We start from the raw sequence: 13927 nt of genomic DNA on the forward strand, positions 1-13927 counted from the left end.
GAATTTGTCCTCCCTGTGATTATCATTATAGGTAAATTTTTTTATTTTTTCCTCTCTTTTCATGCACAGATTTGAGAGATACGAAGCATCATTTTCGTAACATCTGGAGCAGCATTATATGATATTCTTCGTCCTGAATAATCCGTGCCAGCACCGCATTGACACAGGAATCACTGATCATCTTCATATGCATCCGATACTGATTGATCGTGGCTTTCTCAGCCTCGATATCCGCCATTAACATTTTTTCCTCATTTTCCGGAATCGTCATATATTCCGGCGTCCACATACGCTGACGCCCATCCTGATGTCTCGCTACAAAATCAATGGAACCGCCCAACAGAAAGATTAATTCGGCCAGTTTTTGGAGATGTATCATTTCCGCCATGGCAATCCCCAAAATTGTCCGCGCCACTGGACATCTTTCACAGGATAAACGATTTTCATTATTGATGTACTGGGTAATGGCTGTCATTTCAGAAACAGCGCCGCAATAATCAATGCTGAGTAAATTGGCATAGATCCGATTTTTCTCTTTCACCTGGATCGGCGGATACGGTAAATCCGCCATGACTGGCTTCACACCTATAAAATCGCAGGAATTCACTAAAAGCTTTGACTTTTCTTCCATTATAAGATTTGCTCCTCCATATATTTCTATATCTAATAGTATGAAGGAGCTGCCATGATGTGCATACTCAGGCTTTACCCTTTATAGATTTCAGTTCTTCCATCAATTTTTTATATCTTGTATCTTCTTTTATAAAATCAAGTTCTTTATCATCCTCAAAGCATTTTTTTAACATTAATCCCACATTTTCAGGCGCTGTCTCTGAAAAAGACAGATGGGGATATAATTCCGATTCCTCTAAAAAATATTTGTTTTTAATATTAAGTATCAATTTGGACAGAACATCAAAAATAATCTCTTTGTTTTTTGTACGGAGCGCTTCTTTCATAGCCGACGTATCCACATAAACGCCGATTTCCATGATTTTCATCAGAGCTTTCAGCTTCTGCTCCATGCGTTCTGCCTTTTCCGGGTTGCCTTCCATTCTGGACAATCCCTGAATCCCATTCAGGCCAATACTGATATCCACATAACCGAAGTAGGCCAGTTCCTCAAAACATTTATAGGCTTCCGCCAATTTCCCCTGGGCCTGAAACAGAAACGCCTGCATTTGCTTCGGGTTCATGACATTCTTTGGAATCTTATCCAAACATTTCTGAGCTATGTCATAGTTTTTCCTCTGCATGGAAAAATAAAACAGCGACATGGCAGCTGTCTGTGCGACCATATCGTCCATACTGTCCAGAAAACGGGTATAGATGGCACAAATCCTTCCGTCATACTGTTCCGGGTCCGCCACCCGGACAACATACCGATAATTATCCAGTGTTTGCGTCATCATCACGATAAATTTACCGCAATTTGGATATTCCTGCATCTGCTTTTCCGCCCATGTGTAACCCGCATCATAGCCCTCAGATTTAATTTTCAGAATCGCCGTTTCAATCAACTGGTTGATTTCTTTATCGCTCAAATCTTCTTTATAGGAAAGCAGCATATCCGTACTTATACCCAGCAGCCGTGCGATGGGAGCCAGAAGGGCAATATCCGGGTAAGAACTGCCTGTCTCCCACTTGCTCACCGCAGGTACCGTTACTCCCAGACAATTTGCCATTTCTTCCTGGGTCAAATACTTTTCTTTTCTATATTTTCGTATGACTTGCCCTATTTCCATTTTATCGTCCTCCAATCGTTTTTTACGCATTGGCCTCTGCTGCTATTATCATACCAAAACGAAGGGAGGACCACAATTGAGCCCTGATTAACTATTTTTTAAATTTATTAACCAGCGCTCACAAAATCTTCGCCGTCTGCTCTCCCCATTCTTTTATAAAAGGTCCAGCATCTGCTTCGGATTGTCCACTGCCTTCACCTTTCCGAAAGCTTTCTCAATGACGCCTTCCTCATCGATCAGATAAGTTGTCCGCACGACGCCCATCGTTTTTTTGCCGTACATATTTTTCTCTTTCCACACATCATAGGCCTGAATCGCTGACAGTTCCGTATCTGAAAGCAGGGTAAAAGGCAGGCCGTACTTTTCCTCAAATTTTTTATGGGATGCCACACTGTCTTTGCTGATTCCAATAACGACCGCGCCCTTTTCCTGAAAATGCGGGTAAAGGTCGCCGAATCCACAGGCCTGTTTCGTACATCCGGCCGTATTATCCTTCGGATAAAAATACAGCACCACTTTTTTTCCTTTATATTCTTCCAGTGTATGAATTTCGCCATTCTGGTCCGGCAGTTCAAATGCCGGCGCCTTTGTTCCAATCTCTAACATATTTCATCCTCCTTGAATCATTTCACTCAACACCATGTTTTCCGCAAATATCCTGCAGACAGCACCGTTCACAATGGGGTTTTGTCCGTGCCGTGCAGACGTCCCTGCCATGAAATACAAGGCGATGGCAAAAGTCACTGCCTTCCTCCGGCGGAACCAGTTTCCACAGCGCCATTTCCACTTTTTTTGGTTCTTTAATCCCATCCACCAGCCCAATCCGATTGACCAGCCGGATACAATGGGTGTCGGTGACAATGGCCGGTTCTCCGAAAACATCGCCCATGATCAGGTTCGCGCTCTTGCGCCCCACTCCCGGCAACTTCAAGATGGCATTAAAATCTTTCGGAATATTACCGCCATAAGTATCCCTCAGCATCTTCATACAAGCGCTGATATCCCTGGCCTTACTTTTACCAAGCCCGCAGGGCCGGACAATCCGCTCGATATCTTCCACATCCGCCTCTGCCAGCGCATTAATATCCGGATATTTTGCATATAAATCTTCAACGACCACATTCACTCTTGCATCCGTACACTGGGCCGCCAGCCGGACACTGACCAACAATTTCCATGCCTGATCATAATCCAGGGTACACCCCGCGTCCGGATACTCCTTCCGAAGCCGTTCAATAACCTCTAAGGTCAATTCCTCTTTTGTCATTCTGCTCATTTCCTCCCTGTGCCGCGTTGCGGCAATCTGCCATTTAAGAAATTGTACAATAATATAAGGGATAATTCAATTGGATTATAGAAAAAACTCCATGCAGGCCTTTTATTCCCCGCACGGAGTCTCATATTTGTTTTATGAACTTCTATTTTTCTTCAACTGAAAACCAGATTTCACAATGAAAATCATTTCGATAAACCTCATCACTCGGATAAACTTCGATACAAAAGCCTCCGGCCGGCTGATATTTACTGGCTGGAAAAAATTCAGTATAAATCTTTTTCCAAAGCTCCGTAAATGCCTCCGGCATCTTTCCTGTACATGGAAAAATCGCCCATGTATTTGCCGGAATTTCTTCGATTGTCAATCCTTCTGCCACAGACCCACCCGTATAAGCCGCTGCGATGGCGTAGTCAAAATCTCCCGCATTACAGTCGGCAAAACTGATGCCAACGATTGCACCGCCAAAGACATTTTTCGGATTGACATAACCGGCCAGTGTCTGAATTGTTCCGTCCTTTATACACGTTTCCCATGTGTTATGGATATTTTTAGAAGCGATTTCACCGCCGCCCTCATAACTCGCCCGCTTTGCGATCACCTGAAATGCTTCTCGCTTCTCAATCCTGTAATCCATTGCTGTTCCTCCTTCTAATATGAGTTTTACGGAAATTCTGGAAAAGGATTTCAGATTGACATTTCCATTCTTTGCCTGCGCAGGCGTAATCCCATGAAATTTTGTAAATGCCCTGCTGAAGCTCTCCGGGCTGTTATATCCATACTTCAGGGCCACATCGATAACCTTCACATTCTCTGTAGATAACTCCACTCCGGCCAGCGTCAGTCTCCGGTTACGAATATATTCGCCGACAGAATAACCACTAATCATATGGAACACACGCTGAAAATGAAAGCTGGAAGAATAAGCCTGTCGGCCAATCTCTTCGTAATCGATGGCATCTTCCAAATGTTCCTCCATATAATCGATGGCCCGCTGGAGACACTTCACCCACTCCATCCTTTCCCCTCCTTCCGTAAACTCAGTATACCGAAATCCGAACCTTCTTTCATGACTTTCTGTGCGGTTGCCTGTCAGTCTCTGAGTAGTGCACACATACAGTAATCATAGATTTTTCCTTTCTTACAGACACCTTTTCGCATAATGGGCTACATCCGCAACATCTTCCAGCTGCCATTTTCTCAACTCAAATTTTCTCATCTTCGATCACCATATCCTTTCGAATAATATTTTCAATTGCTTTTTAGGTCATCGTCCCCGGTAACACTCATGTTTCTTTTCATTATGCGATACATATGTCGTTTTATCAACTGAAAATTGTCTAGACCTGTATATCCAGGAATATTATCCGGGAAATCTTCAAAAACTAAAGAATAAAAATCAAAGGAGGTTTATTCAATGACCAATAAAGATACGTTATGCTTACTGAAAGAATGTGACTCCGGGACCAAAATGGCGGTGTCTTCCATTGACGAAATACTGGATAAAACAGAAGATTCCAGATTAAAACAATTACTGTCTGAAACAAAAAATCACCACGAAAAACTTGGCAATGAAATTCATACCCTCCTCATTCAGCAGGGCAGTAAAGATCAGGAGCCGACACCTATGGCCAAAGGTATGTCCTGGCTGAAGACCAATATGAAAATGGGTATGGACAAAAGTGACGCGACCATTGCCGATCTGATGACGGACGGGTGTAATATGGGCATTAAATACCTTCATAAATATTTAAACCAGTACACTGACGCGGACAGCAAGGCAAAAGATATCTGCAAACGCCTTATATCCATTGAAGAAACCCTGCGTCAGGACCTTCGCTGCTATCTGTAACTCCTGCCCATTTGAACATTTAAAAAAGCTCAGGGGCAAAACCTCCCATCGGCTTTGCCCCTAAACAGACATCTTTACTTTTTCCCAAATAATTCAAAATAAAAAATGTATTGCTGCATGATTCCCTTTATGTCTTTATATCTCCGATTTGGGAATCCCCTTTTATAGTGAGCATTCAACGCCTGAATCATATGGGTATCCATCGGAAATGCCTGCAGATGATGAAGGGCAAAAAGGCAGATACAGTCCGCAACCTTCTCGCCCACGCCAAACAATTTCAGCAGTTCTTCCCTGGCCTTTTTATAGGACATGCGCCGCACCGCCTCCAGATCAATCTCTCCGGAAACAACACTTCTGGCCGCCCGAACCACATACTTGCTGCGATAGCCCAGATTACAGGCTTTTAAAGCGTCTTCATCCAGCCCGGCCAGCGCTTCCGGTTTCGGAAAACCATAATAAAGTCTTCCCCGGCCGTCTGTCCGCTCTTCTCCATAAGCCTCACAGATGTTCTGGATACACCTGCGAATCCGAACGATATTATTCTGCTGAGAAATCAAAAACGTGACGATCATTTCCCACAAATCCTGACGAAGAATTCGTATTCCCGCGCCAAAGGACGCCGCATCCGCCAGATATGTATCCCTTGGATTAATCCGTCCAATACAGTCGGCGTAATCCCTTTCCAGATCAAAATAATCCTTCCAAAAATGTTCAAATGTCTCTTCATCACAATAAAATGTGTTCACATTTCCCTGCTGTTCAATTTCCAGATACCTGTCCCCGGCAATGAGACTGTATCTGTTTTCTTCTCCATCTTCCTGTTTCATACGGAAGCATTGACCCGACAGGCAAATCTGCTCAAGGCTAAAATTATCTATCTGTTTCCTAACCATCGAAGGTATCACCTATTCTCCTATTTTTTTCAGCCATCCGGCTACACAAACCTGAACCAGTGACGCCGCCGCCGCTATATAAAAGACATACTGCGGCCCCCAGGTCTGCCATAGGATGCCGAGTCCACCGGACAATACCACGGCAATGACATGGTCCACACTTAATCCAAAAGATAAATTTTCCATAACATCTGCCGGATCATCGGCTAACTGCTTCATTAAAAATGTATGTACTGTATTGAAATGGTCCGTCAGATTAATCAAAATGTATACAAGGTAGGCAACAAATAAAGGTGCCCCCACCGTTCCAAGGGTCTCACCTGCAATGTTTCCGGCCACCCATCCTGAAAATGCAAAAATCGAAGCGATGCCGCAGCCTTCCAGTACAAGGGCCTTTTTCACACCATACCGATCCAGAAATCGTCCGATCAACGGTGCAAAAAGGCTTCCGGCAAAATGGGCGGCGATACCGAGCAGCGCCAGGGTATCCGCTCCTTTCGCCAGCAGTTCAATAATGATCCACGGTCCAAACACGATCCGCACCCGCTTCTGGCAGCCATAGACGGCCGTGACCACATAGTAAGGCAGATATTTCTTTTTAAATGAATGTTTTTCTTTTTGTCCTGAAGCCTGCTTATGCCGCTGTGGCACATTCAGTTCCGGACATTCTTTCTTCAATTTCAGAATAAATCCGGCGCCCACAGCCGCAATGACCAGCGCCAGGCAAAATGAAGGAATCATCCCCTGACCAAACCAGAAGATGCCGACACGAAAGCCGATAAACACCGCTAAAGACGTCATCATAGAAGCAAAAAGCATCCGCCCTTTCAGTTTTCCTAAAAAGGTCCCCGTCTTTCCCTCTTTAGACAGATCAATCGCAATACTGTCCCTCAGCGGCATCATCATATGCTCTCCAAGGGAAGCAATGAACAAAAAAATCATCATTATTCCGTAAGAGGGCGAAAGTAGTCCAAGAACCAGCAGGCCAAGGCAGGATAAGCCATAGGCGATAAAGGCCATAGACACATTTCCCATACTGCCAAGCAGTGAAATGACAACTACACACAGGACTCCCGGCATTTCCCGTGGAATCTCCAAAAATCCCCGCTGGACTGAATCCACCTGATAGACTTCCTTAAAGTAATTTGAAAAAACCGAAGAACTCAATCCCTGAGCCACTGTCAATAAAATAATCGCTGCCAAAAATAGCCGCTTTGCTTTATCTCTCGTCATAACAACTCTCCCTCTAAATCAGATCGAAATATCGGCAGGCATTCCATATGCCATCTTTTGTAACCGAAGTCGTCACATAATCGGCTTCCGACTTGACATCCTCCGAACCATTTCCCATGGCCACACCAACCCCCGCAGCCCGAATCATTCCAATATCATTTGCACTGTCTCCAAAGGCAAAGGTATCCCCGATATCCATATCCAGCATTTCACACACTCTGGCAATTCCGGTCCCTTTGTGAAATCCCTTGGGAACGAATTCGGTCACCGGTATATCATGAATCATATAATCATAATAAGCATCTAACTCGGCGTAACATTTTTCCTGATCCGCATCCTCCGTTGCACAGGACAGCTTGGATATCTCCCAACGTCCCCATTCTCCACCGATTGTTAACAGACGGGAGCCGAGTTCTGCTTTCAATTTTTTTCCATAGTTATCTTTAGCAAATTCACTGTCATCCATGTAAAGATATTCTCTGCCTTCCAATATTGGACGCATGCCATACTTTCTTACTGTATGAATAGTATGCGCCACCAACTCCTCATCCAGCTTTTTATAAAAAACCGTTTTGTCTCCGTACTCAATCATCGTCCCGCATCCAGAGACCACGCCGTCAAAACCAATTTCAAACAGTCTTGGATTCTGAATATATGCCCGGCTCCGCCCACTGCACAAAAAAGTCAAATGTCCGTTCTTGCGCAGCCGATAAAGTGCCTGTACGGTACTTTCCGGGATTTTGCTATTCCAGTCCCACAATGTCCCGTCAATATCAAAAAATAAGGCTTTTCTTACGGCCATTCCTGCCACCTCCATGTATGATCATTCCCGTTCGCCTTCATTAGCTTCTTCCATCGTGAAGGGTTCCCCTTCCAGTTCTTTCTCAAAAGTCACCTGAAGCACCGCCTGAGGCCAGTTCAATGAAACTTTTGCATGCCGTTCCTTTTTTGCAGCTTCTTCTTCAATGATCTGAAGCAGTTCCGTCAACACTTCTTTTGTCAGATAACCGCCCCTCCAGTGGAAAATCAACATTTTTCCTTTCTTTACGGCCTGAGCCGAACGTTTTCGCACATCCTCCATCTTTGTAAAGGATATTTTCTTCTCTTTATAGTAAAAATGGTCTCCGTCTTCACATGAAGGGATCTTCCACACCAGCATTTCATGATCCCGGAAAATCTGTTTATCGCTGAGATTAAAATAATCATAACGAAGGCGTTCACCGCCGCCAAGTGTATTATCAAATGTGACATCCAAATGATAATACTTACCGCCGATGCGCACCACATTCCAGGTATGGCGATATTTAATCCCCTTTTCCGGGTTCGCTTCCGAAAGGGCGACAATACACCACATTCCCAATGCATCACAGAGTATTTTCACCGATTTTGCAATGCCCTCGCAGACGCCGACCCCCTGCCCCAACGGCCCGATGATTTCATGGGAATAGGGCTTTTTCAGCTTGTCATAACGAACATTCTGGCAGATAAAATCATGGATATACTGTTCTTTCTCCGCCTCGCTGAGCTTTAAAGCCGGCCGTGCCAGCTTCTCGACTCTGGACTTCATCGCCTTCTGATGGGCCCTGATTTTATTTTTATCAAACAAATACTCGGGAAAAATCTCTGCATTCCCCGAATCCGGATAATACCGGTATTTAAACTTCACCGTATAAAAAATCTCCGGACAATCCAGCCGCAGCATAAAATAAATATCCGACAGCTCCCTGCCTTCCAGAAGGGGAACCTGAAAACTGGGTGCCAGAGCCTGCAGCCCGTTTTTCATCGCATGGTAAACCGCCTGCTGCACTTTATTCAGTTGATTATAATAATAGGATTCACCTGCCATAACCATCACTTCCATATCTATTTTCCCGATTTTATTTTCAATCCCATAAACAGATTTAATAACAGCCATAACACAACGCTGAGATTTTCCAGTGTAATAATGGGCACATCCACCAATATGAACCCTAACGCATTACGGATAATCTCCAATGACTCATAAATTGCGGGAAGTCCAAAAATCAGCGCCAACATAAACCCTCCGACCGCAAGAAAAGCTTCAAAACGCTCAGCCTTTTCTTTCTCTTCCTCCTTTAAAATACTGTCAATTGCAGAACGCTTATCCCGGGTAATTTCAGCTTTCAGATAATGAGGCATCCGCGCTTCAAAAGCCGCCGTCTGTTCACTGACACTGCCATAACAGCCTTCCTGCAATTCACTGATAAATATGAGATTCCTGTTGTACTCCTTTTGGATTTCCGCCAACTCCTTTGGTTTGAAAACTTTTTTATAAAAGTTATTCAAATCATTCATCTTTTTCAGCATGATAATGAGCAGCGCAAATTCCGCATTGACATGCACATCTCTGGCCAGGCCGCTGCATATCCGATAATGATCATCCGCTTCGATGTCTTTCACTCCCGTCCGGATTTTATATTGTTCCGTCACCATATCTAACAATCCCTGATCAATGTATGACAAGCAGCCGCCCGTAGTCTTGGTCAGATAATTCATGCCATGTCCACCCCAACTGTTTTTTTGTATATATTCCCAGGCATCTCGATAATAAGATGTATCCTTTCTTTTCGGGACAGGCGCTGCAATAATGCGGTATAAATCCTCCTGAACATCCTTGGAAACATTATTGAGCTGTTTGGGTATTCCATCGAAGTCAATCAGAATGATATGACGGATACCACTGCCATATTTAATAAAATCAATATGGGTATCTTCATGTAGCGAATTCAAATAAGCTTCCGCAATATTTGAAAAGGATGTCTCCGAGGCATAATTTTTATTTTTCCATTTATTGATCACATTTGATATAAACAAATCAATGTTATTATTCTGCAGCGGTGCCGGAGAAGTGTTGATCAATGGAAGTTCCAGTTTCAGAAAACCCATATGATTTTCAAATATGTATAACAGAGCATGGAGCCACACGGTCTCTTTGCTGTTTAATTCTATTTTAAAAGGCAGCAGGATCAATCGGTCCTGAGCAGATGTGAAGCCTGATCCGTATATCTGGAAAGACGCTTCCTGCTCTTCACGCAAACGATCAAGTCTCTGCCCCAGGGCTTTCAACTCTGTACTCACAAGATGGATTTTAACGGATGTATCTGTCATCTCCAATTCCAGTTGAAGATCGTCCCCTTCCAGTTGAAAAGGCGGTGCGGTCATTTCGTTGTACCGGCTGAACGCTTTCGTATCCATCTTTATATCCGGCTCCTGAAGCAACTCACCCGGCATTTCCCTGACGGATCTGGAAAGAGAATATCCAAGAGAATCCATGATTTTATTCTGATATTCTTCTGAGAAAAAAACGGTGCTTTGTCGTACAGCTTCACACAGAGCCTCAAAATCCAAATCGGTTTCAAATTTAAGAGGATAATAGCAATGGATTTCTCCGTATTTTATCTTTTCAATTCCTGAGCCTGATTTTTGTGCCATACCTGTTTTCTCCGTTCTATCCTACAATAATGCAAAGATGACAGGCATCCCTCCTGAATGCCTGTCACATTTTCCTTTATACGCCTAACGCTTTACAAAATACTCTTCATACCAGACAAGGAAGGTATAGATGGTCCAGACCTTCCGCCAGTTATCCGAATTTCCGCCGACATAATCGTCAAAGATGGCATTGATCTCATCCAGATCAAAAAACTGAGCCGCCATCTCGCTGTGGAATTTTGCCTGCACATCCTGATTATACCGTTCATCAGCCATCCAGATACGAATCGGCACGATGAAGCCTAACTTCTTCCGGAAAGCGATTTCTTCCGGAAGGACCTTCGCTGCCGCCGTACGGAAAGCCACCTTATTCTGTTCATCATTGACTTTATATCTGGAAGGCATACGGGATGCAATATCAAAAATCCTCCGGTCCGTCAATGGCATACGAATCTCCAGCCCCGCCGCCGTACTCATTTTATCAACATTTAAATAAATGTCTCCCTCCAGCCAAATCTGGATATCCACGTCGGACATTTTTGCCAGCGGGTCAAGTCCTTCTGTCTCTTCATAAATCCGCTCCACCAATTCAATCGGCAGGACATCCGGATCATATTTTTTAAGAATACGTTTCTTTTCATCCTCTTTCATAATGTTGGTATTGCCAACATAAAAAGTCTTCAGATTTTCTCCGTAACGTTCCGCATTGCGATACATATTATAGCCGCCAAAGAATTCATCGGCGCCTTCACCGGAATAACAGAGCTTTGTATGCTCAGCCGTCGCTCTGCAGGCGATGGCAAAGGCAATGGCAGAAGCGTCGCCTAAAGGCTGCTCCATATGGTACATGACATACGGAACGATTTCAAAATATTCTTCTGGTGTGATCAGGCATCTGGAATTCTCCCGGCCGAGAATTTCCGCTGTCTGCCGGGCCAGTCCGGACTCGTCAAAACGCGCCTCCTCATAGCCGCAGGAATCGGTCATCTTCACATCCGACATAGCTAATACATAAGAAGAATCTACGCCGCCGGATAAAAAGGATTCGGCTGTCTCATCGTCCGATTTAACCTCCGGCATGATCTCCTGAAGAGTCGAATGAATCTCATCTGCCCAGTCCTCCAGGGATTTACTTTCATCCGGATGAAATTCCGGCATCCAATAACGTTCTATTTTAAGCTTTCCGTCCTGCCAGATAAGATAACGGCCCGGCATAAGCTTTTTAACCCCGCGGAAAAATGTATTTTCTCCGGCCACATAGGTCAGGCTCAAATATAACTGAAGCATTTCTTCATTCAGTTTTTTTACAAACCCCGGTTGTTCCATAATCTTACGAATCGTTGTTCCATAGAGAAGATGGCCTTCCTCTGTCTCATAATAGTAAAATGGCTTTGTTCCAAACAGGTCTCTCAGGCAAAAGAGTTTCTGATCTTCCTCATCCCACAATGCAAATGCAAACATCCCATGCATATGGCTGGCCATATCATATCCCCATGTTTCATAGGCTTTGACCAGAATCTGTTCTTCACGTTCCTCTCTTGACAGAGTTTTATCGATTCCAAGCTCTCCGCAGAGCGCTTCCCAGTTTCGAATATGTCCTCTGTATTCTCTGACATTTATCATTTGAATAACCTCTCTTATACGATATATTACCTGATTATTATAAACTAAAGTTTGCAGGATAACAATCCCTTCATCTACATTGGGCATTGATATCTTGGCTTTCCTTTACTCCTTTTGCCATATTCGATGGCCGCTTCCGGACATCCGCAGATACTTTCCGCAGCCGATACAGGCGTTTGTCGTGTAAAACTTCTTTGCATGAACAAATGCAGGATAGAAAATCCGATTGACTAATGATGTACTGAATTTTCCTACCGCACTGACTTTATTTTCCGGCATGACCACTTCGGCACATCCCATATAATGAAAACCTTTTTTCATACACAGATTTTTAATGTACTCCCCTGCATTTCCAATGCTTTCCCCACAGGTCATAACAAATTTAGAATTTCATCTCCGGTCTCCCCGGAAATCCGCTTTGCTACAAATTCACTGTTACCTGTTCCTGAAAAATAAAGAATCATAGGTTAACCTCCGATTTATACCTTATCGCGCGAAGCGCGCCCATGCGGATCATCTGACATACGGTATGCCCGAATGAGTATATAATATCCGATTCCCACTGCATCTGCCAAAAGCCAGCCAATCGGAATGGATGCCCATATTCCCGTCACACCGATGGATGGAACGGCCGACAGAGTGTATGCCAACAGTACCCGGGTTCCCAGTGAACATATGGTGAGTACCAGGGACATTCCCGGTTTTTCAATCGCCCGATAATAACCGTACAGCAAAAACAGTATACCGATTCCCAGATAAAATACTGCCTCAATCCGAAGATAGCTCACACCGACATCTATGACAGCTCCGGAATTTTTATCCACAAACAGCTTCATCAGGTCTCTGGCAAATACACATACAAAAGAACTAATCACCACACAAAAAGCGATAACGCCCTGAACCGATTTCTTAATTCCCTGCCAAATCCGTTCTCTCTTGCCAGCGCCATAATTTTGCGCCACAAAGGTAGAAAAGGCATTGCCAAAATCCTGCACCGGCATATAGGCAATGGTATCAATCTTTACAGCCACGGCAAAAGCAGCCATCACAGTCTCACCGAAACTGTTGACAAGTCCCTGTACCATCAAAATTCCAAAATTCATCACCGACTGCTGCAGACAAGTCAAAAAGGACAATTGAAATATGCTGTGCAGTATCTGACCATCCCACCGCATATGCGCTTTGGTCGGCCGCAGTTCCCGGCATTTTACAAAGCAATAGATGAAAAGACCTATACCGGATATATACTGGGAAATAACCGTAGCCACCGCTGCCCCCATGATGCCCCAATGAAAAACAACCACAAACAATGTGTCCAAAACCACATTCAGTACGACCGAAACGCCTAAAAACAAAAGGGGCACCAATGAATTCCCTATAGCTCGCAGGAGATTTGCAAAATAATTATATAGAAAGACAGCAAAAATCCCGCCAAAAACGTAGACCAGATACTCCCGCATGGACGGCCAGATTTTTTCCGGCACCTGGAGAACTTTAATAATCCAGTCAACCCCGGCAAAAACAAATATATTTAACAGAACTGCCGTCAGTCCAATAAGCAGGAATGAAAGAAAAATCCCCGTTTTCAGCCTGTCCGCATCGTCTCTGCCGAACTGAATGGCAAAATAGGCACTGCTGCCGATACAGAGTCCCAATAAAATCGACGTCAAAAACGTCATTAATGTATAAGAGGCTCCCACAGCTGCCAGTGCATCCGCTCCAAGGAATCGGCCAACGATCAAAGTGTCTACCAGATTGTAAAACTGCTGCAGCACATTTCCAAACATAAGGGGCAATGCAAATAATAAAATCTTTCTCGTTATATTTCCAATCGTCAAATCCTGTGTCATTCTGT

The 13927-nt window shown here is 44.1% G+C and carries 13 protein-coding genes and 1 pseudogene; 1 reads left to right on the top strand and 13 read right to left on the bottom strand.

Annotated elements, in window-relative coordinates; all coding sequences use genetic code 11:
- Positions 1-88 precede the first annotated feature (88 nt).
- The 5 genes from EV212_RS03525 to EV212_RS03545 all read right to left on the bottom strand — a co-directional run bounded on the left by EV212_RS03525 (position 89) and on the right by EV212_RS03545 (position 4036).
- Complete coding sequence (locus tag EV212_RS03525; protein ID WP_132088946.1) at positions 89-631, bottom strand: ferritin-like domain-containing protein; 543 nt, start codon at positions 629-631, stop codon at positions 89-91.
- 67 nt (positions 632-698) lie between these two features.
- Positions 699-1745 carry a helix-turn-helix domain-containing protein gene (locus EV212_RS03530; RefSeq protein WP_165873284.1) on the bottom strand — a complete coding sequence of 349 codons (1047 nt, stop codon included), beginning with the start codon at positions 1743-1745 and terminating at the stop codon, positions 699-701.
- 153 nt (positions 1746-1898) lie between these two features.
- Positions 1899-2351 carry a thioredoxin-dependent thiol peroxidase gene (gene bcp / locus EV212_RS03535; protein WP_132088951.1) on the bottom strand — a complete coding sequence of 151 codons (453 nt, stop codon included), beginning with the start codon at positions 2349-2351 and terminating at the stop codon, positions 1899-1901.
- Positions 2352-2373: 22 nt separating this feature from the next.
- Positions 2374-3012: an endonuclease III domain-containing protein gene (locus tag EV212_RS03540; RefSeq protein ID WP_132089280.1), complete on the bottom strand. Its 639-nt coding sequence runs from the start codon at positions 3010-3012 to the stop codon at positions 2374-2376.
- A 151-nt stretch (positions 3013-3163) separates the two neighbouring features.
- Positions 3164-4036, bottom strand: coding sequence for an AraC family transcriptional regulator (locus EV212_RS03545; RefSeq protein WP_132088954.1), 873 nt, complete (start codon positions 4034-4036; stop codon positions 3164-3166).
- 399 nt (positions 4037-4435) lie between these two features.
- Here EV212_RS03545 and EV212_RS03550 point away from each other — a divergent pair, with 399 nt between their 5' ends.
- Complete coding sequence (locus tag EV212_RS03550) at positions 4436-4870, top strand: hypothetical protein (RefSeq protein ID WP_132088956.1); 435 nt, start codon at positions 4436-4438, stop codon at positions 4868-4870.
- Between the two features lie 74 nt (positions 4871-4944).
- Here the strand turns inward: EV212_RS03550 and EV212_RS03555 are convergent, their stop codons facing one another.
- The 8 genes and pseudogenes from EV212_RS03555 to EV212_RS03590 all read right to left on the bottom strand — a co-directional run bounded on the left by EV212_RS03555 (position 4945) and on the right by EV212_RS03590 (position 13922).
- Positions 4945-5763, bottom strand: a complete 819-nt coding sequence (locus EV212_RS03555; RefSeq protein WP_132088959.1) for a DNA-3-methyladenine glycosylase family protein — start codon at positions 5761-5763, stop codon at positions 4945-4947.
- A 12-nt stretch (positions 5764-5775) separates the two neighbouring features.
- Positions 5776-6996, bottom strand: coding sequence for an MFS transporter (locus tag EV212_RS03560; protein WP_132088962.1), 1221 nt, complete (start codon positions 6994-6996; stop codon positions 5776-5778).
- 13 nt (positions 6997-7009) lie between these two features.
- Positions 7010-7798: a Cof-type HAD-IIB family hydrolase gene (locus EV212_RS03565; protein ID WP_165873285.1), complete on the bottom strand. Its 789-nt coding sequence runs from the start codon at positions 7796-7798 to the stop codon at positions 7010-7012.
- Between the two features lie 21 nt (positions 7799-7819).
- The gene (locus EV212_RS03570) at positions 7820-8842 is read right to left on the bottom strand and encodes a transglutaminase domain-containing protein (RefSeq protein ID WP_408609157.1); all 1023 of its coding nucleotides are present in this window, start codon (positions 8840-8842) and stop codon (positions 7820-7822) included.
- 17 nt (positions 8843-8859) lie between these two features.
- Positions 8860-10449 carry a hypothetical protein gene (locus EV212_RS03575; protein WP_132088968.1) on the bottom strand — a complete coding sequence of 530 codons (1590 nt, stop codon included), beginning with the start codon at positions 10447-10449 and terminating at the stop codon, positions 8860-8862.
- Between the two features lie 84 nt (positions 10450-10533).
- Positions 10534-12072, bottom strand: coding sequence for an asparagine synthase (glutamine-hydrolyzing) (asnB, locus tag EV212_RS03580; protein ID WP_132088971.1), 1539 nt, complete (start codon positions 12070-12072; stop codon positions 10534-10536).
- 74 nt (positions 12073-12146) lie between these two features.
- Positions 12147-12536: pseudogene (locus EV212_RS13925) on the bottom strand (hypothetical protein).
- A gap of 15 nt (positions 12537-12551) precedes the next feature.
- A complete protein-coding gene (locus tag EV212_RS03590; protein ID WP_132088974.1) occupies positions 12552-13922 on the bottom strand; it encodes an MATE family efflux transporter in 1371 nt (456 codons plus the stop codon).
- Positions 13923-13927: the final 5 nt, after the last annotated feature.

Source organism: Frisingicoccus caecimuris, assembly GCF_004340975.1.
GTDB classification, from domain to species: Bacteria; Bacillota; Clostridia; order Lachnospirales; family Lachnospiraceae; genus Frisingicoccus; species Frisingicoccus caecimuris.

Coding starts and splice junctions, on each gene's coding strand:
- EV212_RS03525 (WP_132088946.1), bottom strand. CDS start 631: ATGGAAGAAAAGTCAAAGCTTTTAGTGAATTCCTGCGATTTTATAGGT.
- EV212_RS03530 (WP_165873284.1), bottom strand. CDS start 1,745: ATGGAAATAGGGCAAGTCATACGAAAATATAGAAAAGAAAAGTATTTG.
- bcp (WP_132088951.1), bottom strand. CDS start 2,351: ATGTTAGAGATTGGAACAAAGGCGCCGGCATTTGAACTGCCGGACCAG.
- EV212_RS03540 (WP_132089280.1), bottom strand. CDS start 3,012: ATGACAAAAGAGGAATTGACCTTAGAGGTTATTGAACGGCTTCGGAAG.
- EV212_RS03545 (WP_132088954.1), bottom strand. CDS start 4,036: ATGGAGTGGGTGAAGTGTCTCCAGCGGGCCATCGATTATATGGAGGAA.
- EV212_RS03550 (WP_132088956.1), top strand. CDS start 4,436: ATGACCAATAAAGATACGTTATGCTTACTGAAAGAATGTGACTCCGGG.
- EV212_RS03555 (WP_132088959.1), bottom strand. CDS start 5,763: ATGGTTAGGAAACAGATAGATAATTTTAGCCTTGAGCAGATTTGCCTG.
- EV212_RS03560 (WP_132088962.1), bottom strand. CDS start 6,996: ATGACGAGAGATAAAGCAAAGCGGCTATTTTTGGCAGCGATTATTTTA.
- EV212_RS03565 (WP_165873285.1), bottom strand. CDS start 7,798: ATGGCCGTAAGAAAAGCCTTATTTTTTGATATTGACGGGACATTGTGG.
- EV212_RS03570 (WP_408609157.1), bottom strand. CDS start 8,842: ATGGCAGGTGAATCCTATTATTATAATCAACTGAATAAAGTGCAGCAG.
- EV212_RS03575 (WP_132088968.1), bottom strand. CDS start 10,449: ATGGCACAAAAATCAGGCTCAGGAATTGAAAAGATAAAATACGGAGAA.
- asnB (WP_132088971.1), bottom strand. CDS start 12,072: ATGATAAATGTCAGAGAATACAGAGGACATATTCGAAACTGGGAAGCG.
- EV212_RS03590 (WP_132088974.1), bottom strand. CDS start 13,922: ATGACACAGGATTTGACGATTGGAAATATAACGAGAAAGATTTTATTA.